Origin of the sequence: Mycobacterium sp. E740, assembly GCF_001672895.1 — a bacterium.
GTDB lineage: Bacteria > Actinomycetota > Actinomycetes > Mycobacteriales > Mycobacteriaceae > Mycobacterium.
Genome location: NZ_LZKP01000107.1, coordinates 38,067 through 62,593, shown reverse-complemented (window position 1 = coordinate 62,593; position 24,527 = coordinate 38,067). Strand labels below are relative to the sequence as shown.

Sequence of the window (24,527 nt, the reverse complement as noted above, 5' to 3'; positions counted from 1 at the left end):
CACCAAGACTCGCCCTTCCGATCAGTGCTGCACGGGTTGTCCCTCTTCAGTGTGCAGCAGCTCCCGTACGGCGGTGCGGGTTCCGTACGGGCGCATCATTCGGCTGGCCGGCCGCGGGCGTACGTTCAGCGGCCACCAGAACCAGCGGCCGAGAATCGCCGCGATCGACGGGGTCATGAACGATCGGACGATCAGGGTGTCGAAGAGCAGCCCGAGACCGATCGTGGTGCCGATCTGGCCCAGCACCCGAAGGTCGCTGAAGATGAACGACGACATCGTGGCCGCGAACACCAGCCCGGCCGCGGTGACCACGCCGCCGGTGCCCGCCATCGCGCGGATGATGCCGGTCCGCAGGCCCGCCCCGATCTCCTCTTTGAACCGGGAGATCAGCAGCAGGTTGTAGTCGGCGCCCACCGCGAGCAGCAGGATGACCGCCAGTGCCAGCACGATCCAGTACAGCGGGAACCCGAAGATGTACTGCCACACCAGAACCGACAGCCCGAACGACGCCCCCAGCGACAACGCCACCGTGCCGACGATCACCAGCGCGGCGACCAGGCTGCGGGTGATGAACATCATGATCAGCAGGATGAGCGCGAGTGCGGCCAGCCCGACGATCAACAGGTCGTACTTCGCACCGTCCTGGATGTCCTTGTACGTCGAGGCCGTACCGGCGACGTAGATCTTGGCGTCCGACAGCGGCGTGGCCTTGATCGCGTCGAACGCGGAGTGCTTGATCGCGTCGATGTGCGAGATGCCTTCGGGCGTCGCGGGAGTCCCCTCATGGGTGATGATCATGCGAGCCGCTCTGCCATCGGGCGAGAGGAACAACTTCAGACCGCGCTTGAAGTCGGGGTTGTCGAAGGCTTCGGGAGGCAGATAGAACGTGTCGTCGTTCTTGGCGGCGTCGAAAGCCTGCCCCATCGCGGTGGCGTTCTGCAGCGCTTCCTCGCTCTGCGTGTTGGTGCCCGTCGTGGTCGCGTAGTTGGACAACGTCAGGTCGCGGTTGCGTTCCTGGATCGCTATCTGCGGGGGCAACAGCGACAACAGTTGTGGTTGCAGCGCATCGAGCTTGTCGAGGCTTGCGGTGATGGTGCCGAACTGTTCGCTCAGGGCGCTGATCCCGTCCAGTGAATCGAAGACCGACCGCAGCGCCGAGCACATCGGGATGTTGAAACAGTGCGGTTCCCAGTAGAAGTAGTTGCGTATCGGCCGGAACTGGTCGTCGAAATCGGCCAGCTGGTCGCGCAGCTTGTTGACGATCGTGACGGTGTCGTGGAACGCCTGGGTCTGTTCGTGGGTCGCCGCGGCGCTGGCCTGTTGCAGTGCCAACTGTTGTTTGAGGATGTCGATGGTGTTGGTGATCTCATTGGCCTGCTTCAACAGGTCGGCGCCACGGGCCTTCTGGTAGCTGAGATTCATTATCTGGCTCGCACTTTGGGCGCTGATCTGAAATGGGATGGAGCTGTGGGAGATCGGCGTCCCCAGCGGGCGGGTGATCGACTGCACGAGCGCGACACCGGGCGTGTGCAGCACGCTCTTGGCGACGCGCTCGAGCACGAGCATGTCGGCCGGATTGCGCATGTCGTGGTCGGTTTCGATCATCAGCAGTTCGGGGTTCAGCCGGGCCTGGGAAAAGTGGCGCTCCGCGGCGGCGTAACCGGCCACCGCCGGTGCGTAACCAGGCAAATAGGGGCGGGCGTCGTAACTGGTCTTGTAACCCGGTAGGGCGAGCAGACCGATCAAGGCGAGCAGGCAGGAGACCACGAGAATCGGGCCGGGCCACCGGACGATCGCGGTGCCGATGCGACGCCAACCACGCACGCGGGTCTTGCGTCTCGGCTCCATGAGGCCGAACCTGGTGGCGATCAGAAGCACCGCGGGCCCCAGGGTGAGCGACGCTGCCAGCGTCACGAGCACACCGATGGCCGCCGGGACGCCCAGTGTCTGGAAGTACGGCAGCCGGGTGAAGTACAGGCACGCCACCGCGCCTGCGATGGTCAGGCCGGAGCCGACGATGACATGCACGGTGCCGCGAAACATGTCGTGGTAGGCCGAGATTCGGTCGAAGCCCTTGTTGCGTGCCTCGTGGTAGCGTCCGACGACGAAGATCGCGTAATCGGTGCCGGCCGCGATCGCCAGCAGTGTCAGCAGATTCGTCGCGTACGTTGTCAGCCCGATGATTCCGGCGTTCGCGAGGAACGCGACCACTCCTCGAGCCGCGGCGAGTTCGACCAGGACCGTCACCAGCACGATGAGCGTGGTGCCGATCGACCGGTAGACGATCAACAGCATCACTGCGATCACCAGGAACGTGATCGCGGTGACCTTGTGCGTGCCGGCGCTGCCGACCGCGAAGTTGTCGGCGATGAGCGGTGCCGCGCCGGTCACGTAGACATTGAGCCCCGGCGGCGGCGAGGAGTCCGCGACGACGCTGCGCACCGCGTCGACGGACTCGTTGGCCAGCGCCTCGCCCTGGTTTCCGGCAAGGTACAGCTGTACCAGGGCGGCCTTGCCGTCCTTGCTCTGCGAACCGCCCGCGGTCAGCGGGTCTCCCCAGAAGTCCTGGATGTGCTCGACGTGCTTGGTGTCCTGGGCCAGGCGTCGCACCAGTCCGTCGTAGTAGTGGTGTGCGTCCTCGCCGAGCGGCTGGTCGCTTTCGAGGACGACCATGGCGGCGCTGTCGGACTTGAATTCGTCGAAGACCTGGCCGATGTGGTGCATCGCCATGATCGACGGGGCGTCGGCCGCGTTCATCGACACCGAGCGTTCGGCGCCGACGACCTCCAGCTGCGGCGCGGCGATGTTCGACAGCGCGGCGACGGCCAGCCACAGCAGCAGGATCGGCACCGTCAGCCGGCGGATGAGGCGCGCCATCCGGGTGCCCTCGACCGTCGCTTCTGGGCGCTCTTCCAGGCGGTGCTCGGTCATGCGGTCTTGTCCAGGCAGGAGATGTATCCGTTCACTTTGTCGGTGGACCTCTCGTCCTTCACCACACCGTTGACCGTGATGCGGCAGCCGATGCTCGTTCCGTCCCCTTGCGCACGCAGGTCGGCGAAGAGCGTCGGCTCATCGGTGGTCAACGTCTGCGACCACGGCAGGGGGGCGTCGTCGACGCGTTGGGGTTCGGCGTTCTCGTCGAGGTAGTTGATCGTGGCCACCGATCCCGGGGTGCCGAACACTTCGAACAGCACCCGTTTGGGGTTGTAGCCGGTGTTCTCCAGGGCGTCCGCGCCCGGTCGGGATATGACGTTGTTCGATCCGAAGATGCCGTGCAGGCGGTAGATGCTGAAGCCGACAAGCGCGACCACGATGACCGCCACGACCACCGACCATCGCTGCCTCATCACCCTGCCGACCGAAAAACCGCTCACCCGAAAGCCTTTCGATGTCCGGCGAACACGATCTGGTCCTGGGCGCGCCTGTGCATACCCAGGGATGAAACGGTACGGTACCGTATCTAGGAGCGCAACAAGGGAGGGGTGCGTGCCGACGGAATCCGCGGCCGACGCGTGGGAATCGCGGTGGACCCCGCGCGAGGCAGAACTGCTGGCGATCACGCTGCAGCAGCTGCAACAGCACGGCTACGACCGGTTGACCGTCGAAGCCGTGGCGACACAGGCCAAAGCGAGCAAGGCGACGGTGTATCGGCGGTGGCCGTCCAAGGCCGACCTGGTGCTCGCCGCGTTCGTCGAGGGCACTCGCGTCACCGCCGTCCCGCCCCGCACCGGCTCGTTGCGCACCGACCTACTGGAGATCGGCGCATCCGTGTGCCGGCAGGCGTGCGCACACGGCAGCACCATGCGGGCGGTGCTCAACGAGATGTCGCACAACCCCGGATTGAAGAAGGCGATGCAGGACGAGTTCCTGCATCAACGCAAGCTCGTGATCATCGAGGTGCTGACCGAGGCCGTCGAGCGCGGTGAGATCGACGCGGCAGCGATCAGCGACGAGATCTACGACCTGCTGCCCGGCTACCTCGTGTTCCGGGCGCTGGTTTCGGCGCGCCCGCCGACAGAGGAGACGGTGCGGACTCTCGTCGACGACGTGCTGCTGCCCAGCCTCGGTTACCGGTGACCGGTGCGGGGCGGCTAGGACCGGCCCGCGTTGCGAGCGAGTTCGATCGCGTAGTGGTTCACGAAGCTGCCCACGGCTGGATCACCGCGACCGCATGATCCGTCGGACTCACCGGGACGCTTGATCCACAGGTAGGCATCGGCGTGCGGTCCTGCGGTGGCCGCCGTGGGCGCAGTGCCCAGCGCCCGGCCCCCCGGGTTGCACCAGTAGAGCTCGCCGTCGGCCGGGCCGGCGCCGTTGCGCGAGGTGTCGATCACGTAGTGCGAACCGTTCGTCAGCCCGGAAATGGCTTCGCCGTAACCGATTTCGTCTTCGGTGCTGAAGAAGTTCGCGACATTGAGGCTGAATCCGCGAGCGCGGTCGACGCCCGCCTGCTTGAGTCGCGACGCCATGTCCTCGGCGCTGTGCCACCGCAAGTGGCCGGCGTCGACGTAGACCGCCGCGGCGGGGTTGCGGGTGAGGGTCTCGACGGCGTAGCGGATCAGGTCGTAGCGTTCCTGGCGCTGGTCGTCCGACAGGCAGTCGGCCATGGCGAGGGCGTCGGGCTCGACGATGACCGCCGCCCGCGACGAGCCGATGCCGGCGGCGATGCCGTCGATCCAGGCCCGGTAGTCCGCGTCGGAGCCGAGGCCGCCCGCCGCGAAGCTGCCGCAGTCGCGGTGCGGAATCCCGTAGAGCGCAAGGACCGGTATCGCGCCGGCGGCGTGGGCGTCGCCGACGTAGCCGGCAACCCGGGAGGCGGACGGACCCGGGACGACCCAGAACGCCTGCGGCGTGTTGGCGATCGCGGTCAGCTCCGGGCTCGGCGGCTCGGCGCTCTGCGCCGCGCGCATCGCCGCGGACGTCGGGTTGACGTAGAACGGCGCCCCGGCCAACGGGTTCGCGTCGCTGGCCAGCCGCACCGCCGGTCCCGCATTGAGGCCGAGGCAGGCGACCGCCACGAACGCGAGGAGCGGCACGATCCGCCGCGCGACGGCATGGGTAGCTGAGGTCAACACGTGAAGGAAGGTAGTGGCTGGACGCACGGCGTGCCAATCGCCGCCCACGGCGCGTTAGTGTGCTTCGGTCGGCCTCGTTGAAACGCCGATAGAAAAGTTGAGCTGATTGATGACCGCAGAAGCAGAAGCGTCGCCGCTCGAAGCGCGGGTCGGGCACTGGTACCGGATGGACGGCACCTACCTGGTCGGACGTGAGAAGGTCCGCGAGTACGCCCGCGCCGTGCAGGACTACCACCCGGCGCACTGGGATGTCGCCGCCGCTGCTGAGCTGGGTTATTCGGAGCTCGTCGCGCCGTTGACGTTCACCTCCACTCCCGGCATGACCTGCAATCGCCGCATGTTCGAAGAGATCGTCGTCGGCTACGACACCTACATGCAGACCGAGGAGGTCTTCGAGCAGCACCGCCCGATCGTCGCCGGCGACGAATTGACCGTCGACGTCGAGCTGACGTCGGTGCGCAGGATCGCCGGCAGGGACCTCATCACGGTGACGAACACCTTCACCGACACCTCGGGCGAGCGGGTGCACACCCTGCACACCACGGTCGTCGGCGTGACCGCCGAGGATGTCGATCCGGCGATCAAGACCGCCGTCCAGAACGCGATGATGCACGACGTCGACTTCTCCGGCATCAGCACCTTCGACGCCGACTACCAGAAGGAAGTGCGTCCCGACGGCGACGTGCGGATCGCTGACGAAGGGGGCCGCGCGCCGGGCACGCCGTCGTTCGACGAGGTGAACGTCGGTGACGAGCTCCCGGTGCACCACAAGCGGCTGTCCCGCGGCGATCTGGTGAACTACGCCGGCGTGGCCGGCGATGCCAACCCGATCCATTGGGACGAAGACATCGCCAAGCTGGCGGGGCTGCCCGACGTGATCGCCCACGGCATGCTCACCATGGGGCTGGGCGCGGGGTTCGCCAGCGCGTGGTCGGGCGACCCCGGCGCGGTGACGCGATACGCAGTGCGGCTGTCGGCGCCGGCGATCGTGTCCGCCACCGAGGGCGCGGACATCGAGTTCAGTGGCCGGATCAAGTCGCTGGACCCGCAGACCCGCACCGGCGTCGTGATCGTCGGCGCGAAGTCAGCAGGCAAGAAGATCTTCGGGCTGGCGACGCTGAACGTCCGCTTCCGCTGACGTCGTTGCGGTTCAGCCCGGGACGTTGGCCTTCAACGATGCCAACGCGTTGGTGCTCAGCCGGGCCAGCTCCTCGGCCTCGGCGGAATCCATAGCGGCCGTGAATATTTCGGTCATCCGCCGATTGGTGGCTCGCTCGATCTCGGTGTAGCGGTCGCGCTTGCCTGCGCCGTCGGCGAACGGTTCGGGCCAGCCGAACATCGTGGTGTACTGCAGCCCCTTGTTGAGCATGTGCGCCTCGACCGGGGTGATCCCGGAGATGGTGAGCGCGTTGAAGTGCACTCCGGCCCGCAGTTCGCGCAAGACGAACATCACCTGCAACGCCCGGGCGGCGGCGTCGTCCGCCAACGGCATCGCGCGCCAGCCGGCGAACAGCGGCAATCCGGCGATCGGCGTCGCGGCGATCAGCTTCTCCCCCGACGCGGCGATGCGATCGAGCCCCTCGGCACCGGCCAGGTACTTGCGTCCGAAATCGGCCGTCTGTTCCCAATATCGTTGCGCTGCACCGGCGGCCCCGCGCACGGCGACGCCCTCGTCCCACAGTGCGGCCAGCGCGGTCGGTTCGAACACGGCGAACACCGCGCTGACGGTGCGGCCGCTGGCCTCCCCGAGAACTCCCCCGCGACCGGCGACGTAGCCGGCCAACGGGTTCTGGTAGCCGGCGGCGACACTCTCGGCGAAGGTTTCGGGATGCAGCATGAACACCGCGACGGCCTGTTCCATCGCGGTGCCGGTTGCCGCGACCGCTTCCTCCATGCTCGTGACTCCTTCTCTGTGGGTCCGCTCAGCATGCCAGGTAGCGCTATGTAGCGGTTGGGTTGTGGCCGGTTCTGCCCGCATGGCCTGAGCGGACGAGGGCGTTCCCGGGACGCAGGAAGCCAGGCTGTTGCCGGCGGCGGATCGCCCGCAGGGTACCCATCGGGATGACACGTCGGAAGAAGGCGCCGGCATCGAAGGTCGCGCGCACTTCCTTGACGTAATCGCTTGGCAGGCCGAAGCGAATCAGCCCTTGGCTGACGTCGATGAGATCCGCGCGCCGGACCGCCTCCACCAGTGGAGCGCCGGGACCGTACCGCAGGAGGCGATGGTGCTGAGCGATGATGACCGCCAGCTCTTCGGACCACGCTTGGCGGCCGGCGGCTTTCAGCCACTCGTCCTGCGCCTCGATCGAGGGCACCAGGTAGTCGAGGGTGTCGAACGCCGCGAGATCGTGGAACGCGACGGAGATGGCCAGCTTGTCGTCGCGCTCGGGAACAGCGGGACTGAGCGCCCGAGCGAAGTTCACGACGCGGTACACGTGCGCCTTGTAGGCGTCCCAGCCTTCGTCGTCGCCGTGCGCGCGGTGACGGTTCGCCTCCAGGATCTCTTCGGCGAGCGGCAAGTCGCGAACGATGTCCGGCGTCGTCATTGCCCGGACGCTACGCGTCTGGCGACGCCTAAATGGTTGATTGCCCGCACCACATGCGTGGGATCACCCAGTTAGCGTGCGGGACGGCGGTTCTGCGCTAGCGCTGCCGAGAATGCCCGCGTACCGAGCGACAAATGCACGGGTACCGCTGCGGCATCGACGATTGTCGCTCGGTACGTGGGCAATTCACGTAAGCACTTCTGGACCAGCCTCCGGTCGGATCAGAACAACGGGACCCACACGCCGAAGTACCAGAAGCCCCATCCGCCGAATACCGGATTGAAGACCGGTATGGCGGTGTAGCCGTTGTACGCGAATGGTCCGAAATCAACACGGGCAACGGTTACGTCCCGCGGCGGGCCGTCGTATTTGCGGTTCCAGCCGCCAGGAGGCGGTGCGCCGTCCCAACCATGTGCAGGCGCGGGCCCCTCCCAGTTCGGCGGAGGTCCGCCCGGGGCGGGACCGTCATTCCAGCCCGGTCCTCTTTCCGCCGGCGGCGGCGGCGCTCCGTTGTCCGGCGTGCTGAAGCCGTGCGGTGCATCCGTAGGGCCGCCGACCTGGTCATTACCGCGGTCGAACCGTCCCCTGGGGGCATCCTGCGCGGGCTTGTTGGAGTTGTCGGGCGCGCCGGCGCCCGGCGCGCCGCCCGGCTGGTGCTCGTTGCCGTTACCCGGCTGGTGCTCGTTGCCGTTGCCGGGCTGCTCCTGATTGCCGTTGCCGGGTTGGTGCTCATTCCCGTTGCCGGGCTGGTGCTCGTCGCCGGGCTGATTCTGCGTCCCATTACCCGGCTGATTCCCGTTGCCCTGTGGGCCTTGCTGCGAGTTGTCCTGGGGCGACTGCTGTGGCGCATTGTTTTGCGGCCCCTGCGGCGCATTGCCCTGACGTGACTGACCGGTGTCCTGCGGACCTTGGGGTGAGTTGCCCTCCGGCCCTTGTGCACCGCCTTGCTGTCCGCCGGGTCCTCCCGGGCCGGGCTGGCAGTTTGACTGGTTCGTCTGGTCGCACGGCGTCGCGCCGGCGATCCCGCCGCCTGCCAGTAGTGCCGAGATACCTAGACCGGCGGCGACTGCTGCCGCACCGCCGGTGCGCCTGACATACATATTCATTCCCTTCGTCCCGACCTCGATTTTGCGTACATCCGCCAGTCAGCATTGAGCGCAGTGGAACCGGCGATCGAGCCGGCGAACGCTTACGGTAGGTCACCGGCAAGGGGCGCAAATACCCATAAGTCGGCGGAGGAAACGCGGCGACGTCCGCCGGGCCGGGTCTGTACCGTCGGAAACAGCCTCCACCAGCAGATATTAGCCAACATGTGAATTGTTATGTCGCAGCTGTGAATTCGTTAAGTGCGTGGTTGTGGACGACGACTCAGTAGCCGTTTGGCCGCTGCGCCTTCACGGTTGGTTTCGCGGTCGGTATCGGCATCGTCGAGGGTGGCGGCGTCGACGTCGTGGTTTCACCGGCTGACGACGCTGAGCTCTCCGCCGGCCCAAATCCGATCTGCAATGTGAATGCACCCAGGAAGGTCAGCGCGCCGGCCGCGATCACACCACAGAGCAACGTGACACGCTGAAATCGGTTCGTTCGCAAGACAGGCTCCTTTCCCTCGCGATACCACTGTTCCTACTGCCTGAACCTGAAAGAACGCTGAAATGATCCGGGAGGCTGTAGCGGCCACACAGCGAATACTCAGCAAGCAGGCCTGCCAGGTAGTCATTGAGGTAGCGTGCGACGTAGCGGCGCGGCGCGACAACGTGACTCGAGAAGGGCGGCGACGGTGGCCGACGCAGATCGAGGCAGAGCGGCACTGCTCGTAGTGAGTCTCGCGGCCATCGCGGTGATTTCGGCGCCGCCCGCCGATGCGCGGCCTACCTGCCGCGACACGGGCGCCACGACGACTTGCCAAACCAACGGCAGCGTGTCGATCAAGTCGCGGCCGCCCACAGTGGCACCGCCCGCGAACGAGCCCGTGGTTCCATGGGGCGGCGTACCCAACCGTGCTCGTCGGCCGGCTGTCAGAGGAAATTGAGCGTCCGCCGATCCGGCAGCTCGCTCAGTCGTCCGCCGAGCTCCTGGCGACGAAGTCAGAGCCGTGCGTATCAGCCTGCGCCGCAAGCATTCTGCGCTGTTTTCGCTTGCCCTGTGCCACGACGAGGGGCACGGCACGCAAGCCGATCTGCGGTGCAGCGGACGCGAGCCTGGCGACGATGCCACGCCAACGGGGCAGGGCGCTCACCGGGCGCGGTCTGTCCAGCACGCGGCCCACCGCCTCGACCACCTGCTCCGGCTGCAGCAGCGTTCCGGAGAACGAAAGTGCCGATCCCGGGTCGTCGAGCTTGTCGTAGAGCATCGGTGTCCAGATTCCGTCGGGGCATATGCATGAGATGTCGATGCCCTCGATCCCGGCCAGGCGCAGGTCCGCAATGGTACTGAGGCTGAAGCCGATCACCGCGTGCTTGGAGGCTGCGTACACCGCCTCGCCCGGCACCATCGTGAGGCCGGCGAGCGACACGATGTTGACGATGTGACCGCCGTCGGCCTGCATCGCTTCGATAGCTGCGATGGTGCCGTTGATGGTGCCGATCGCGTTGACGTCGATCATGAGCCGACGTGCCTCGCCGGACTGCTCCCACGCCGGGCCGGTGTGCAGAACGCCGGCGTTGTTGACCCACACCTCCAGCCGCCCAGCCAGCGCGACGATCCTGTCGCGGGCTGCTGCGACCTGCGTCTCGTCGCGAACATCGAGGGTGAACGCCGTGGCGCAGTCGCCCAGGTCCGCTGCCGTCGCCCGCGCCGCCCCGTCGTTGAGGTCGGTGACGAGGACGTGGTGCCCGCGAGCGGCGAGTTCGGCGGCAATCAGCTTGCCGACGCCCCGGCCGGCGCCCGTGACGACAGCTCCTCCCCGCGCGTTCACGTCCGGCGGGGTTCGATAGTGCCGTAGGAGATCCCGCCGTGCACATAGGTCGGCACCACCGGCCAGAACCGCTTCCACGGCGCCAGCTCGGTGGAGGGCAGGATCTGCAACCAGCGGGGGTCGTCCTTGCACGGATCGGCCAGCGTCTTCTCCTTGACCATCGAGTCGTACTGGTCCAGGGAATCCTCGAGAGTGTTCGCGTTCGGGCAGATCTCGCGCCCGAACTTCTCGTGATAACGCCGCACCCCGGGGATCTTCGAGAGCTCGGGCTGCCAATTGTCGAGCGAGATACCGTTTTCCGATGACACCCAGACGCCGTTGGGGGTGTTGAGCACCAGCGAGTGGTTGCCGTCGGTGTGGCCGGGGGTCCACAACAGCGCGATGCCGGGACCGAGCTCGATGTCGCCGTCGAAGGTGACGAACTTGTCGGGGTCCACACCGCTGAGGCCTTCGTCGACGTACCACGCCCACTGCATCGGGTGCAGCGACTGCAGCGTCGCCAGCTCGCGGCTGTGAACGAGCATCTTCGCGTCGCCGAAAAGCGGTGTGCGCGGGGCTGATTCACCCTCGATCACTTCAGTCGACCCGAGGATCATGCGCGGATCCTGCACGTGCAGGTGATCGAACGTGCAGAAGTCGATGTCGGCCGGGGTGAGACCGAGTTTGGGCAGGATCTCGTCGGGATCGTTGTAGTACTTCAGGATGGCTTTCTGAACGAGGTTGCCGCCCGGGATGTTGTCGGTCAGCTTCGCCAAGTTGCGGTAGAACGGCGCTTCGGCGGAGCCGTCGGGCACCGTCGGCTCGAACACCAAGGTCCGAGGCGTGCCGTTCCAGTCGTCGTACTGCACGACGATCATCCGGTTGATCATCGAGATCAGCGGCAGCGTCGGCACCGACACCGCGTCGTGGAACGCGTAGTTGACCGGGTAGGGGGCCGCGGCGATGTCGACCGACTTCACCGCCCGCACCTGTCCCTGGGACTTGAATCGCGTCTTGTACTCAGCGGCGGCCTCGCGGACCGCTTTCAGCCGCTCACCGCGCGGCCATACGTCGTGCACGCCGTCGAACTCGGGGATCGGGCGCGCGCCGATGGCGGTGAGGGTCGTCGATTCGGCGATTTTCTGGTTCACGATGCAAAGCTCCTCGTTGGGCTGGATACCTCGAGAGTGCCCGCAATCACCGCAAGGTACTTGACCCAACGCGACAAACTTTTAACCCTGCGCGACAGGTGGCCGGCTTCGAAGTACCCGCGGACCAACGCCGAACCACCGGCGTACCGCGCGCGTCAGCGCCGATTGCTCGGAGAACCCGACCAGCGCGGCGACCTGGGTGAACGGCATGTCGGTGGTGGTGATGTAGCGGTAAGCAGCGTCGCGGCGGACGCTGTCGAGTACCGCGGCGTACGACGTGCCCTCGGCAACCAGCCGGCGTTGCAAGGTACGCGGATTCATAGCCAGCAGACGCGCGACGCTCCCGATCACGGGCTCCGACGATCCGAGGCGTTCGGCAACGGCCGAGCGCACGCGTGACGTCATCGTGGCGCTCGGGTCGACGTACTTGCCGGACAGGTATTCCACCGCAAGCGTTCGGATCGTCTCGTTGGCGCTGAGAAAGCGTTCGTCGAGCACCCTGCGTTCCACTCGTAGCGCGGCAGGCGAGATGCCGAACTTGACATCCGCACCGAAGAAGCCGGTGTAGCGCGACATCCGGGAGACCTGGATTGGCACCGACCAGAGCCTGGGCGACGTGGTGCAGGACTCCGACCCCGAGTTCCATTGCCTGCGGTGAGTACGGGGACTCGCGCAGATCCTTGCGATATGTCACCGCGACGACACCGGCAGCCCCCAGGGGATCTGGCTCGATGGCAATCGACAGCGCTGGGCTGTGCACGAACATGAACTGCGATGCGCACCGGATCGCCTCGGCCACGTTCGACGACGCCTCGATCGCCAGGGCCAGCGGACCGAGGATGGTGATGTCCTGCGAATCCGCCAGTCGCAGACCGAAATCGGGGCAGTCGAGTTCATGCGCCGCGGCGTCGAGCATCCGGTCATGAGCCGTGATGGAGATCAGCCCATCGTCGGACTCCACGGCGGATGCTGCGATCCCGAAGCGGGCTAACAGCTCGACCGGGTTCCCGCCGAGCTCCCGCACCAGCGGCGCGAAGCCCCGAAGACTCGCGGCGCGGATCAAGGGGCCCATGTGCCCAGTTAAGAGCGCGCCGGCCGGGACCACAAACCCTCGGGCTCGTCGCACCGAGTGCGGCGAATACCGTCGCCGAGGCGTCGTCGGCGGCAGTACTGTCGATACAGCTGACTTGTCGAACGTGGGGAGGACAAGAATGCGCGGCGAGCAAGGTGCAGTGGTGGCTCAGTTGACCGCGCTGGTGGGGGACCTGCAGCGACGCCCCCCAGGCATTTCCGGTGGTATGAGCGAAATCGTCGACAGCGCCGCGCGCCATGTTCCCGGCGCTCAGTACGCGGCAATCACCGAGGTTCGCGAGAACTCGAAGATCGCGACCATTGCGCCGACTGGCCGCGAGCCTGTGCTCCTCGACGAGATACAACAGCGGCATTGGGAAGGCCCGTGCGTCTCAGCGGCATGGGAGCACCACACCGTCCGCGTCGACGATCTGGATGCCGACACTCGCTGGCCGAACTTTCGCCGCGATGCGCTCGCCGAGACCTCAGTGCGTTCGATCATGGCGTTCGAGTTGTTCGTCGGCAAAGTAGTCACAGGCGCGCTCAACTTCTACGCCGACTCTCCTAGGGCCTTCGACGAGGACTCCCTCGAGCTCGGGATGATCTTTGCGACGCACACAGCGCTGGCGTGGTCGGTGCTGCGGCGCGACGAGGAGTTTCGCAGCGCGCTGGCCTCGCGCGATCTCATTGGTCAAGCCAAAGGCATGATCATGGAACGGTACAGGATCGACGCTGTCGGAGCGTTCGAACTACTCAAGCGGCTCTCGCAGGAGTCCAACACCAAGTTGGTCGAGGTCGCACAACGCGTCGTCGCTGCCGAATGACGTCCGCCGCACTCACGTGGGATTCCGTGGTGCGATTGGCCGTCATAGCGACCGGCTGATGATCTCCTTCATGATTTCGCTTGTCCCGCCGTAGATCTTGGTCACCCGCGCGGCGGCATACATTCGCGCGATCGGGTACTCCATCATGTAGCCGTAGCCGCCGAAGAACTGCACGCAGCGGTCGACGACGTCGATGGATCTGTCCGCGGCGATCAGCTTGGCCATCGACGCAGTTGCCGGGTCATTGTGTCCGTCGATGTACTGCTGGATGCAGTGGTCGACGGTCGTCTTGATCGACAACACTTCGGCTTTCAGTTCGGCCAGCGCAAAGCGGTTGTGCTGGAACGAGATCAGCGGCTTGCCGAACGCCTCGCGCTGCTTGCTGTAAGTGATCGCCTCCAACAGCGCCGCTTCGGCCATCCCCGCGCATGTCGAGGCCAGGATGAGCCGCTCGCGGGCCAACTGTTCCATCAATTGATAGAACCCCAGCCCCTCTTTCGCGCCGAGCAGGTTGGCCACCGGCACCCGCATGTCGGTGAAGAAGAGTTCACGGGTGTCCTGGCCGTGCTGGCCGACCTTCTCCAGTAGCCGGCCGCGCTCGAAACCCGGTAGGGCATCGGTGGTCTCGGCGACGATAAGCGAGATGCCCGCGGCGCCCTCGTTCGGATTCGTCTTGGCGACGATCACCAGAAGATCACACAGACTGCCGTTGGAAATGAACGTCTTGGAGCCGTTGATGACGTAGTCGTCGCCGTCGCGGATCGCGGTGGTACGCACGGCCTGTAGGTCCGAACCGGTGCCGGGCTCGGTCATCGCAATGGCGAGCACGGCCTCACCGCTGATGATCTTCGGCATCCACCGTCGACGTTGCGCGTCGTCGGCGTAGGCGTTGATGTAGTGGGCCACGATCGGCGAGTGCACCGCCCACCCGGATGCGGTGTCGTGGGCGAGCGAAAACTCCTCTGCGACCACAGCCGAGTACCCGAAGTCACCGCCCAACCCACCGAACTCTTCGGGCAGGTCGAGACCCAGCAGGCCGGCATCGCCCAACTTGGTCCAGAACTCGCGGTCGACCTGGTGGTTCTTCGCCCAGCGCTCCTGGTTCGGGGTGGCCTCCTTGCGGAGGAACTCCGCGGCGTGTCTGCGCAACTCGCGGTGGGCATCGGTCTCCCAGGTGGCGCGGTAGGCGGGAAACAATTCCGACATCGCTGGTTCACTCCGTTCAGTGGGTGTGCGCCAGTATGACTGACACGCCCAGAGCATCTGGTGGGCCGCCGGTTCGTCGGCGGCATTTGCATCATTCGTCGAGGATCGCCACCGCCCGGGTCCAGCCGGCAGAGGCAGCGTGCACCTTCACCGGGAAGCAGCAGATCTGGAAGCCGCTGTCGGGCAATGACTCCAGGTTGTGGAGTTTCTCCAGATGGCAGTAGCCGATCTCGCGTCCGGCGCGGTGGCCCTCCCAGATGATCGACGGGTCCCGCTCACGTGAATATCGTTGGGCCGTATAGACAAACGGCGCGTCCCAGCTCCATGCGTCGGTGCCGGTCAAGCGCACACCGCGCTCCAGCATCCACAGCGTCGCCTCCCGGCCCATCCCGCAGCCCGACGAGACGTAGTCCGCCTCGCCGTAGCGGGCGCCGGCCGCCGTGTTGACCACGACGATGTCGAGAGGCTGCAGTTCGTGGCCGATCCGGTCGAGCGCGCGGGCCACGTCGGTCGCGGTGGCCACGTAACCGGCTTCGAAGTGCCGGAAGTCGAGTTTCACCGCTGGGCGCAAACACCATTCGAGCGGAACCTCGTCGATGGTGATTGCCGGCGCACCCCCGTCCATCGTCGAGGCGTAGTGGTAGGGCGCATCGAGATGGGTGCCGTTATGGGTGGTGATCCGGACCCGTTCGATCGCCCACCCCTCGCGATCGGGTAGGTCATCCACCGTCGCACCCGGAAAGAAGGAGACAACCTCGGCGGCGGTCTCGCCGTGGTTGTAGTAGTCGATCTCCGGGAGATGGCCCGGCGGGTCAGACGCAATCCCAGCCTGTAACGGCACCGAGATGTCGACAAATCTCCGCATTCCGACTCCCTCTCCCATCGCCTGCTGTGAGGCGACATTAGTTCCCATGACGCCGTCCGCGGGCGTTCTCACTCGTCTAATCTCGCGGTGATCGACCGCGCCGCAGCAGCCCGGAAGGACAACGATGAGCACCTACCTGCCGGACCCCGCCGTCGAGAAGAGCACGCTGCGGAAGGTGAGCCGGCGGCTGATCCCGTTCCTCGTGCTGCTCTATTTCGTCAACTATCTCGACCGCGTCAACATCGCGTTCGCCGGGCCGAACGGCATGAACGAGGAACTCGGAATGAGCGCCGAGGTGTTCGGCTTCGCCTCCGGAATCTTCTTCCTCGGCTACTTGCTGCTCGAGGTGCCCAGCAACATCGCCCTGCACAAGTTCGGCGGCCGGCGATGGATAGCGCGGATCATGCTGACGTGGGGGATCATCAGCGCCGCAATCGCATTCGTACCCAACACCGAAACACTGATCGTCCTGCGCTTCCTCCTCGGCGTGGCCGAGGCGGGCTTCTTTCCCGGCATCATCCTCTACCTGACGTTCTGGTTTCCCGAACGGCAGCGCTCGCGCGCCGTATCGCTGTTCATGATGGCCGTACCGGTGTCCACAGCCGTCGGGTCGACGGTCTCGTCGCTGGTCATCGATTGGGGGCACGGGTTGTTCGGCCTCACCGGCTGGCGCGTCATGTTCCTGGCCGAAGGGCTGCCGGCCGTCGTGCTGGCTGTGGTCTGCTGGTTCTACCTCACCGACCGGCCCACCGCGGCGAGCTGGTTGACGAACGGCGAAAAGCAGTGGCTGGAAACAACATTGGAAGCGGAGCGGGTGCTGGCGGAAGCCGGCGGTCACTGGCCGCTGAAGAAGGCGCTGGTCCATCCGCGGATACTTGCCCTGGCGTTCATCTACTTCGCGATCACCTACGGGCTCTATGCGGTCGGATTCTTCCTGCCGACGATCGTCGCCGGGTTCCAGCAGGAGTACGGCGTCCACCTCGGCGTCATTCAGCGCGGGTTGGTCACCGCGGTTCCGTACGTCGTGGCGGCCGTGGTCATGGTGCCCTGGGCGCGGCATTCGGATCGGACCGGTGAACGCGTCTGGCATGTCGCGATCCCGGCGATCGTCGGCGCCGTGTCCATTCCGGCGGCGCTCTACATGACCAACGTCTACCTTGCGATGTTGGCCGTGACCTTGTGCACGTGCGCTGTCATGTGCGCGTTACCGGTGTTCTGGTCACTGCCGTCCGCCTTCCTCACCGGAGCAGCGGCCGCCGGCGGGATCGCACTGATCAACTCGCTGGGCAACCTCAGCGGGTTCGGAGGGCCCTACATCACCGGCTGGCTCACCGGGCTGACCGGCAACAGCAAGGTCGCGCTGTGGGTTGTGGGCGCGCTGTCGTTGGCGGCCGCCGCGCTGGTCGTCGCCCTGGGCAGCAGGCCCCGCGAGGTGCAGATCGCCGGCGGAACGGGTACCGATTGTCTATGACACCCGACGAAGCGGCTGTTTCGAGCGACGCGATCGGACGCCCCAGAGTTCTCATCATCGGCGGAGGGTTCGGCGGCCTGTTCTGCGCGCGCCGACTGGGCCGCCTCGACGTGGACGTCACGCTGCTCGACCGCGCGGCGTGCCACGTATTCCAGCCACTGCTCTACCAGTGCGCGACAGGGACGTTGAGCATCGGTCAGATCAGCCGGTCGCTGCGGGAGGAACTGTCGCACCACGACAACGTCAAGACGCTGCTCGGCGAGGCCATCCGGCTCGACGCCGACGCGCGTCACGTCACGGCGCGCCGACCCGACGACTCGACTTTCGATGTCGACTACAACTATCTGGTGATCGCTGCGGGCATGCGCCAGTCCTACTTCGGCAAGGAGGAATTCGTAACTTGGGCACCGGGCATGAAGACGCTCGACGACGCGCTCAGCATCCGCCGTCGAGTCTTCGCAGCCTTCGAGATCGCCGAGACGTTGCCACCGGGGCCGGAGCGCGACGAATGGCTCACGTTCGCCGTCACCGGCGCGGGGCCCACCGGCGTCGAATTGGCCGGGCAGATCCGGGAACTGGCGACCCGCTCGCTGGCGAACGAGTTTCACAGCATCGAACCGCAGGACGCGCGGGTGCTGCTGTTCGACGGCGGCGACCGGGTGCTCAAGACTTTCTCTCCGTCCCTCGCCGAAGGGGCGACGCGCACGCTCGAGGAGCTGGGTGTGGAGATGCACTTCGGTGTGCACGTGAGCGACGTCCGGCGCGACGGCGTGACCGCGAGCCCGAAGGGCGGCGGCCCGGACGAGGACTACGCCACGCGCACAGTGCTGTGGACCGCAGGCGTGGAGGCGGTGCCGTTCGCGCGGCACGCCGCGGAAGTGCTTGGCGCCGAGACGGATCGATCGGGGCGTATCGCAGTCGAGCCGGACTTGTCGGTGTGCGGGCACTCCGAGGTGTTCGTCATCGGTGACCTCGCCGGGCGCGACGGGCTGCCCGGAGTCGCGGAGAACGCCATGCAGGGCGGCCTGCACGTCGCCGCGTGCATCCGCCGCGATCTGCGCGGACGGCGGCGCAAGGACTACCGCTACCGCGACCTCGGGTCAGCGGCGTACATCAGCCGAGGCCATGCCCTGCTGGAGGCCGGCCCGGTGAAGCTGAGAGGTGTGCTCGGCTGGCTGGGGTGGGGCTTCATCCACATCGCGTTCCTCACCGGCGTGCGCAACCGGTTCAGCACCGTCGGGACGTGGCTGGCGACGATCGCGCGGGCCAACCGCAGCGATCGCTCCTTCATCCTGGGCGGCTCCGGCCATCCCGAGGAGCCCTACACCTGGGAGTCACCAGTGCACCAGGGCTACAACGAGCCGCAGGGCAGCTCGCGCCGCGACCAGAGCGCGGCCGGTTAGCGGGCCGGGCTTGAAGCACGTGTGAAATACGTTGAGCGCATGGGCTGCACGCGACTGCATCCCCCGTTAAGAAACCGTTAGCGGCGGTGTCTCGCCGGAGATTATGCGCTAGACCGGTGGGGTGAGGAAACGCCATCGATGCTCTGCAGCCGACGAGACTCGCTGGATCCACGGCCTGAACAGCTTTTTCACGTGGGGCTTCGCCGTGTGGTTGTTCGTGGTGCTCATGTCCAAGGATGTGCTGGGAATCTGGCCGGCACTTGTCGTGTGGACAAGCCTGTACCTGGCCACGGCAGTACTCGCTGAGTGGCGCATCCAACTGCGTTCGCACCGTACCCGGAGCACCGTGCTGGCGTCTCACAGGCATAGTTCGTGACCTTTCGGAGGGAGAACCAGACCGCATGCCGTGGCGTTCACTTGTAGGAGTCGGCGGCCTGGCGGCAGTGCTGATAGGCGTCGTCGGCCTCATCACCCCGGTACCGATCCACGTCGAATCGGTGCACCTGTTGTGTGGCACCGCAATTGCGCCGGGATCTTCCGCCGCTGCCGATGCATTTGGTGACGAGCCCGTCGCCGAGGAATCCGATGACTTGTGTCAAACCGCGCTGCGCCACCGTCGTCTTTGGACAGTCGGTCTCACTACGACGGGCGTCGTCGTACTCATAGCGGCCGCCGTTCACAAGCCGCCGTACCGCCGCTCGCTCCGATGAGGAATTCGAAATAGGCAGTCACAGAGCGGATTAAGCACCGTTCAGGTTTGGTGCTCCCGAGGTCTAGTCACTCGCGCCCGACTGTCTCACGTCCTCGGTTGGCAGAACCGGATGGTGTTGGAGAACGGGTCGATGACTTCCATGGTCGGCCCGCCTGGCGAGTCGGCATCGATGTCGGGATTCATCCGAGAGTAGTTCCTCGCGCGGAGCTCCCTGTGTAATGCAGAGATGTCACTCACCGGCACCCAGACGGTCGAACCCGGGCTACCGTCGCCGTGGTGCTCTGACACGTCCAGCACGAAGCGGTCGCGCCGCAACCGCATGTAGAGAGGCATTGCGTCATCGAAGCGGTGCTCCCACTCGACGGTGAAATGCAAGTAGCCGACGTAGAATTCGCGCGCACGGTCCTCGTCGAGGCTGCGGAGAACGGGAACCGGTGCACCCATTCCCCGGTGTGCCCCCAGCCGCGCGGACGCGGTGTTCCAATTTGTGAAGCCCAATTGTTGGGCCACAATCTCCAGAGCCTTCGACTGCTTGAGGCCCACGTGCGGTAGTTGGTCGCGAAGCACTCGGGCGGCGCGTTTGGCATCAGCGAGGGTCAAATCCATCTCATCACCTACGTTTCCGGTGCCGGAAGGCAATTCAGTGCCCGCGTTACTGACCTGTCATGGCACCGTGGCTCGTAGACGAGTGATGTGTGACCATTCCCGATGTGTTCACCTCACCGATTTCTCGGTGCGGGCGGCGGGTCACATCGAACCCATGCGGCGACGCTACGCAATGCCGGCAGGAGATTCAACGGTTGGGCTCGAACAGCGTGGCCGTGTGGCAACCGGCACTCAATTCAACCTCGGCCCGCGCGCCACACCGTCAACAGCAGTAACTTTGGTTAACATCACGCCATGCGGGACGCGTCTGGGGAATTCGACCTGCGCGCGTCCCGGATTTCTCGGCGTGAGGCGCTGCGCTATGCCGCTGCCGCGTCGGCGCTGGCCGGCCTGGGCGTCGCATCGGCGGGTGCCGGGGCGCCTCCGGCGTCTGCCGCAGCTCCAACGCTCATCGACTACGCCGCGCGTCAGATTCCGGCCCAGGACATTCGAGCCGCCGGCCACGCGGGGGTGATCAACTACGTGTCGACGTCGCGGCCCGGCTCGACTTTCGGCGCCAAACCGATCACGTTGCCCTACGCGAAGTCGCTGACGGCCGCCGGCTTGGTGATCGTCAGCAACTACCAATACGGGAAGCCGGGCGGGACAGCACCCTCAGATTTCACCCGCGGATACGCCGGTGGCGTCGCCGACGCGAAAACCGCCTGGCAGCTGCATACCGCCGCCGGTGGCGGTCGGAGTGCTCCGGTCTTCTTCAGCGTCGACGACGACATCGACCGCCAAGCGTGGAACGCCTTGGTACTGCAGTGGTTTCGCGGAATCAATTCGGTGATCGGCGTGCAGCGCACCGGAATCTACGGCGGCATCAAGGCGTGCCAGTGGGCTGCGGCCGACGGCGTCATCGGGCGGTCGGGGTCGCCCGGCCGCGTGTGGGCGTGGCAAACCCGATCCTGGTCGGGCGGTCAGGTATATCCGGCAGCAGTCCTCTATCAACGCATCATCGACACCGCGTCGAATCCGGGACCGGTGGTCGGCGGCGTCCGCGTCGACGTCAACGATGTGCTGGCCCAAGACTGCGGCCAGTGGAACCTGCATCCCTGACGTCGGGTGAGCTGCTCAGCCTCGTGGCGTCACGGTGATGTGCACGTGGTCGTAGTGGCCGTACCCCGATGCTTGGGGACCGGCTGGCGTGTAATAAGTGCCGCGCCAGATCACGTCCTGCAGCCCGAATCGGCCCGCATTGCTCATCGCGAACGCGAGGATCTGGTCGCCGAGCGCGATGCCCTCGGGGCTCTCGGGGTTGGGAATCATAATGTCGATGGCCAGTCCGCTGGGATGCCACGGCTTCGAATCCGGGCGTACGCCGTCGATTTCGGCGATCTGAGGGAACTGGTGGCTGACGGCCCGCGCCGCGACGATCGTGTTGGGCTGCAGTCCCGCCTCTGACGCCACACCGACGGGCAGCGCTTCCGGGATGTCCACGACAGCCGCCGACGGAGGCTGGCCGGGCATCGCGTTGAGGAGGGGGTTGGCCGGAGCGGGCGCACTCGGCGGGGGCGCGTTGTCGACGATCGCTTGCTGCTGCGGTGTCAGTGCCGCGTACTGTGCCTGCGCGGCCGCGATCTGTCGCAGCAGCTCGCTCAGCTTGGCCTGCAGCTCTGCGCGCACCGCGGCGGCCGAGTCCGCCGCGACGCGGGCGTCGTCGGCCGATCTCTCCGACGCCCGGGCTGCGGTGGCCGCGCGCTCGCGTGCCGACTGGTAGGCCGCCAACTGATCGGCGATGCCAGCGCCGACCGTCCGTTGCATCGACAACTGATCGATCAATTGCTGGGGGGAAGTCGCGGTGAGCACCGCCGCAAACTGACCGTCGCGCCCGCTGGTGTAGTTCATTGCCGCGATTCCATTGACAGCGGCCTGATACGGCTCGAGTTGGGAGTTAGCGGCCTGGAGCGCTGCCAGGTCGGCGCGGTGGCGGCCGTCGGCGGCTGCTTGTTCGGCCGCCTTGGCGTCGGCATCGCGCTGGGCCGCCGTGACGGCCTCGCGACTCTGCACCGCCTGCCGGGACAACTCGTTGAGCCTGGCCAGAGCATCAGCCGCCGGGTCAGCGTGGACGGCGCTCATCGAGATGCCCAGCACTAGTACTGCGGTTGCACAACCGCACACTGTTCGCCGAAACGAGTGGCGCATCCCCGTCACGCGGATTGTCACGATCCTTGGTCGGTCTTCAGGCCGATCCCGGCCCGCTGTCGATGTCCCGGGCAAGGCTACGAACTGACGTCACGGATGTCTATTCGACGGTCGATGCAACTCGTGTCAGTTGAGGATCTCCCCTCGCTGGCTTGAGAGCACAGACAGCCGTTCCCGCCACATCTGCAACTGCTCAGGCGTCAGTCGCGTCCACTCGGTGATCTCGCCGACGATCCGCAGCGGCGCCGTACTGCGGTACGACCGAGTGGGGTTGCCGGGGAACTTCTTGTCGGTCACGTTCGGGTCATTCTCGAACTCGCCGGTCGGCTCTACTTCGTACACCCGCGGAAGGGCTTGGTCGCCGGCGAGTTCTGCGGCGATCTCCGCAGCAAGTCCAGCGCCGTCAACGAGAGCGGTGAAGTAGATGTGGTTCATCACGATCTCGGGACGGTAGTTCGATCGATGACCCGCGGTGAGCAGGTCACCGACCCTCAACTGCGCGATCGTGCCATGGAAGAAGGGGCCGTCATCGAGCGGTTTGGACACCGGGATTCCTTCGGTCGGGCTGCTGAGACACGCAAGCATGCAGCATCACCCCGGTCTTGCCGCAAGCCCCCCATCAGGCCTTATCCTGAAAGTAGAAGTTCGCCGCGGTTTCGCGTGTGTGGCGTTGGTGTCACTCGTTTTTTCCGGCGCGCTTGGGCGAGACGTGCATGGTGATCCGAGCGGTGACGAATACGGTGCCGGAGGTGTCTCGCACCTCGACGGGGACGACGAGTTGTTCTGGCGTGTCCCCGAAGTGTGGGATCGGGTCGAGCTGTGCCACCGCGGTCACGGCTGTGACGCCCTTGGCGTGGTATTCGACGGTCATCCCGACGGGTATCCAGCGGTGGGTTGTCGGGATGGTGACCTCGGTCATCACGCCTGCGGCGATCTCAGCCATGTTGCACGAGGCGATCGCATGATAAGTGCCCAGATGGTTGTGAACACTCCTCCGATTGGGGCCCTCGACACGGCAAAGCCCGGGCTCCAAAGCGACGATGCGGGGGTGAACTGAGCGGAAGTACGGTGCCTTCCAGCACAGCGCCTGGCTGAAGATGCGGTCTCCAAAAGGTATGCGTTGCAGTGTGTCCCAGATTCGGAGATTGGCGCTGCGCGCCGACTGCGCGGTCATCGGCCGTCTGCCAGTGCTGCTGACACCGCGGCGTACATCGTTGTCTTGATCGCGCCGAGGGTGCCGGGATTCTTCCCGAGGATGGGTTGTACGCGGTTGATCGCTGCGTCGACGACCTCACCTTCCGGTGCGGTGTCGTCGACCAGGGCGGCGGCAAGGGCGTGCGGGCCGCCGTAACGGTGTCCGGTGGTCATCGCGGTGACGGCGGTCTGCGGGGGCACCTTGGCTTGGATGAGTGCAGCCATTCCGGCAGTGAAGGGGATCTGGATGTCGACTTCGGGGAAACAGAAGTAACCGCGATCCTCACGCATCACCCGAAAGTCGTGAGCCATGGCCAGCATTGAGCCGGCGCCGAAGGCGTGTCCGTTGACCGCGGCGACCGTGGGCAGCGGGAAGGTCAGTACCCGGCCCAGCAGCCCGTGCACGCGGTCGACATACCAGCTCAGGCGGTCGCTGTTGGCGCCGAGCCAGTCGAGGTCCAGACCGTTGGAGTAGAACTTGCCCGTGCCGGTGGTGATCAGCGCGTGCGCGTTCTTCGCTACCTCGGCAAGTTGGGTGTCGAGGGTGTCGAGTTGTTCGGGAGAAAATCGGTTCGCGTCATCGCCGAGATTCAACACGGCGATCTTGTCTCGGTACTCCAGGGTGGAGGGCATCGGCGAGGTCCCTTCTGTCGAGATCGGTTGTACGGGTGGGGTTTAGACGTTGTCCGGTGGAATGGACAGGACAGCTCGCACGGCTGCGGCGAGCCGTTCGCGTGCCGAGCGGTCAGCGGGACCGTTATGCCGCAGCAGCAACGCCGTGGGCAACGAGACCACGCAGTCGCGGACTAACGCCACCGCCGCCTTGTCCCTGCGGTCCCACAAACTCCGCGATAACTGCACGAAGATCGCGACCAGCGCCTTGTCCAGTCGACGAAGCTCAGTGGCCACCTCGGCCGGGACCTCGGTGGATCGCAGCAATTCCGCCCGTGACACGGTGAGCAAAAACTGCGCAGAGGTGGGGTGCTGGTCATGGAACACCGCCGGGCACAGCGCTGCGGCGACAACGGCTTCCACCGCTGGTGCGCTGCCGTCGGGATGGGTCCCGCCGTCGAGGGATCGCTCGACGGCCTCGCGTTGCAACTGCAGGAACCTCTGAGCAGCGCGTACCCAGGCGCGTCCCAATAGCCCCGCTCGCGATCCGAAGGCGTGATAGAGCGCACCGTTGGACATCGAAGTCGCCTCCGACAGTGCGCGAATCGTCACTGCGGCAGCTCCATCGGCGACGGCGAGTTTCTCGACGGCATCGAGTGCTTGCTCGAGGTCATGAACACGCGGGCGGGGCACTGAGCCACCATAACAGAG

Annotated in this window: 24 protein-coding genes and 1 pseudogene; 6 read left to right on the top strand and 19 right to left on the bottom strand. The window is 66.0% G+C overall.

Going from position 1 to position 24,527, the window contains the following annotated elements; all coding sequences use genetic code 11:
- Positions 1–21: 21 nt before the first annotated feature.
- Together A5663_RS10425 and A5663_RS10420 are read right to left on the bottom strand one after the other, a co-directional pair.
- Positions 22–2,877 carry an RND family transporter gene (locus A5663_RS10425; protein ID WP_304443153.1) on the bottom strand — a complete coding sequence of 952 codons (2,856 nt, stop codon included), beginning with the start codon at positions 2,875–2,877 and terminating at the stop codon, positions 22–24.
- 50 nt (positions 2,878–2,927) lie between these two features.
- Positions 2,928–3,347, bottom strand: coding sequence for an MmpS family transport accessory protein (locus A5663_RS10420; protein ID WP_068147814.1), 420 nt, complete (start codon positions 3,345–3,347; stop codon positions 2,928–2,930).
- 91 nt (positions 3,348–3,438) lie between these two features.
- Between A5663_RS10420 and A5663_RS10415 the strand changes: the two genes are divergently transcribed.
- Complete coding sequence (locus tag A5663_RS10415) at positions 3,439–4,077, top strand: TetR/AcrR family transcriptional regulator (RefSeq protein WP_082974026.1); 639 nt, start codon at positions 3,439–3,441, stop codon at positions 4,075–4,077.
- 14 nt (positions 4,078–4,091) lie between these two features.
- Here A5663_RS10415 and A5663_RS10410 read toward each other — a convergent pair whose 3' ends face one another.
- On the bottom strand, positions 4,092–5,102 hold the full coding sequence (locus A5663_RS10410) for a glycoside hydrolase family 6 protein (protein WP_369816618.1): 1,011 nt from the start codon (positions 5,100–5,102) through the stop codon (positions 4,092–4,094).
- An 82-nt stretch (positions 5,103–5,184) separates the two neighbouring features.
- Here A5663_RS10410 and A5663_RS10405 point away from each other — a divergent pair, with 82 nt between their 5' ends.
- Entirely contained in the window at positions 5,185–6,213 is a 1,029-nt protein-coding gene (locus A5663_RS10405) for a fused (3R)-hydroxyacyl-ACP dehydratase subunits HadA/HadB (protein WP_068147736.1), read from the top strand.
- A gap of 12 nt (positions 6,214–6,225) precedes the next feature.
- Here the strand turns inward: A5663_RS10405 and A5663_RS10400 are convergent, their stop codons facing one another.
- From A5663_RS10400 to A5663_RS23805, 7 genes and pseudogenes are all read right to left on the bottom strand, one after another.
- Entirely contained in the window at positions 6,226–6,969 is a 744-nt protein-coding gene (locus A5663_RS10400) for an evbL (RefSeq protein ID WP_156744419.1), read from the bottom strand.
- Positions 6,970–7,015: 46 nt separating this feature from the next.
- Positions 7,016–7,621 (bottom strand): HD family phosphohydrolase, encoded by a 606-nt coding sequence (locus A5663_RS10395; protein ID WP_068147730.1) that lies wholly within the window; start codon positions 7,619–7,621, stop codon positions 7,016–7,018.
- Between the two features lie 221 nt (positions 7,622–7,842).
- A complete protein-coding gene (locus A5663_RS22585; protein ID WP_082974024.1) occupies positions 7,843–8,721 on the bottom strand; it encodes an MAP_0585 family protein in 879 nt (292 codons plus the stop codon).
- Positions 8,722–9,674: 953 nt separating this feature from the next.
- Positions 9,675–10,535, bottom strand: a complete 861-nt coding sequence (locus tag A5663_RS10380) for an SDR family oxidoreductase (protein WP_068147720.1) — start codon at positions 10,533–10,535, stop codon at positions 9,675–9,677.
- Complete coding sequence (locus A5663_RS10375; RefSeq protein ID WP_231976749.1) at positions 10,532–11,665, bottom strand: hypothetical protein; 1,134 nt, start codon at positions 11,663–11,665, stop codon at positions 10,532–10,534. The genes A5663_RS10380 and A5663_RS10375 overlap by 4 nt, the downstream gene beginning before the upstream one ends.
- Positions 11,666–11,746: 81 nt before the next feature.
- Positions 11,747–12,262 (bottom strand): helix-turn-helix transcriptional regulator, encoded by a 516-nt coding sequence (locus A5663_RS23330; protein WP_156744445.1) that lies wholly within the window; start codon positions 12,260–12,262, stop codon positions 11,747–11,749.
- A gap of 28 nt (positions 12,263–12,290) precedes the next feature.
- A pseudogene (locus tag A5663_RS23805) lies at positions 12,291–12,737 on the bottom strand (AraC family transcriptional regulator ligand-binding domain-containing protein); the annotation flags it as partial.
- A 139-nt stretch (positions 12,738–12,876) separates the two neighbouring features.
- Between A5663_RS23805 and A5663_RS10365 the strand changes: the two are divergent.
- Entirely contained in the window at positions 12,877–13,560 is a 684-nt protein-coding gene (locus tag A5663_RS10365) for a GAF and ANTAR domain-containing protein (protein WP_068147717.1), read from the top strand.
- 42 nt (positions 13,561–13,602) lie between these two features.
- On the opposite strand, the gene A5663_RS10360 is transcribed toward A5663_RS10365, so the two are convergent.
- Both A5663_RS10360 and A5663_RS10355 read right to left on the bottom strand, forming a co-directional pair.
- Positions 13,603–14,766, bottom strand: a complete 1,164-nt coding sequence (locus A5663_RS10360) for an acyl-CoA dehydrogenase family protein (protein ID WP_068147714.1) — start codon at positions 14,764–14,766, stop codon at positions 13,603–13,605.
- A 91-nt stretch (positions 14,767–14,857) separates the two neighbouring features.
- Positions 14,858–15,631 (bottom strand): cyclase family protein, encoded by a 774-nt coding sequence (locus A5663_RS10355; protein WP_068147711.1) that lies wholly within the window; start codon positions 15,629–15,631, stop codon positions 14,858–14,860.
- 124 nt (positions 15,632–15,755) lie between these two features.
- Between A5663_RS10355 and A5663_RS10350 the strand changes: the two genes are divergently transcribed.
- Complete coding sequence (locus tag A5663_RS10350) at positions 15,756–17,102, top strand: MFS transporter (protein ID WP_068147707.1); 1,347 nt, start codon at positions 15,756–15,758, stop codon at positions 17,100–17,102.
- Positions 17,099–18,505: an NAD(P)/FAD-dependent oxidoreductase gene (locus A5663_RS10345; RefSeq protein WP_068147704.1), complete on the top strand. Its 1,407-nt coding sequence runs from the start codon at positions 17,099–17,101 to the stop codon at positions 18,503–18,505. Before A5663_RS10350 ends, A5663_RS10345 begins: the two co-directional genes overlap by 4 nt.
- 413 nt (positions 18,506–18,918) lie before the next feature.
- Here the strand turns inward: A5663_RS10345 and A5663_RS10340 are convergent, their stop codons facing one another.
- Positions 18,919–19,104: a hypothetical protein gene (locus A5663_RS10340; protein WP_156744418.1), complete on the bottom strand. Its 186-nt coding sequence runs from the start codon at positions 19,102–19,104 to the stop codon at positions 18,919–18,921.
- Positions 19,105–19,301: 197 nt separating this feature from the next.
- A complete protein-coding gene (locus A5663_RS10335; RefSeq protein ID WP_068147698.1) occupies positions 19,302–19,823 on the bottom strand; it encodes a glyoxalase superfamily protein in 522 nt (173 codons plus the stop codon).
- Between the two features lie 294 nt (positions 19,824–20,117).
- Between A5663_RS10335 and A5663_RS10330 the strand changes: the two genes are divergently transcribed.
- Positions 20,118–20,924, top strand: a complete 807-nt coding sequence (locus A5663_RS10330; protein ID WP_068147695.1) for a DUF1906 domain-containing protein — start codon at positions 20,118–20,120, stop codon at positions 20,922–20,924.
- A 15-nt stretch (positions 20,925–20,939) separates the two neighbouring features.
- Here A5663_RS10330 and A5663_RS10325 read toward each other — a convergent pair whose 3' ends face one another.
- The 5 genes from A5663_RS10325 to A5663_RS10305 all read right to left on the bottom strand — a co-directional run bounded on the left by A5663_RS10325 (position 20,940) and on the right by A5663_RS10305 (position 24,509).
- On the bottom strand, positions 20,940–22,019 hold the full coding sequence (locus A5663_RS10325) for a glycoside hydrolase (RefSeq protein ID WP_068147692.1): 1,080 nt from the start codon (positions 22,017–22,019) through the stop codon (positions 20,940–20,942).
- Between the two features lie 117 nt (positions 22,020–22,136).
- Positions 22,137–22,595: an NAD(+)--rifampin ADP-ribosyltransferase gene (arr, locus tag A5663_RS10320; RefSeq protein WP_369816617.1), complete on the bottom strand. Its 459-nt coding sequence runs from the start codon at positions 22,593–22,595 to the stop codon at positions 22,137–22,139.
- Positions 22,596–22,686: 91 nt separating this feature from the next.
- Complete coding sequence (locus A5663_RS10315; protein WP_068147687.1) at positions 22,687–23,184, bottom strand: hotdog fold domain-containing protein; 498 nt, start codon at positions 23,182–23,184, stop codon at positions 22,687–22,689.
- Complete coding sequence (locus A5663_RS10310) at positions 23,181–23,837, bottom strand: enoyl-CoA hydratase-related protein (protein WP_068147685.1); 657 nt, start codon at positions 23,835–23,837, stop codon at positions 23,181–23,183. Before A5663_RS10310 ends, A5663_RS10315 begins: the two co-directional genes overlap by 4 nt.
- A 42-nt stretch (positions 23,838–23,879) precedes the next feature.
- Positions 23,880–24,509, bottom strand: a complete 630-nt coding sequence (locus A5663_RS10305) for a TetR/AcrR family transcriptional regulator (protein WP_068147682.1) — start codon at positions 24,507–24,509, stop codon at positions 23,880–23,882.
- Positions 24,510–24,527: the final 18 nt, after the last annotated feature.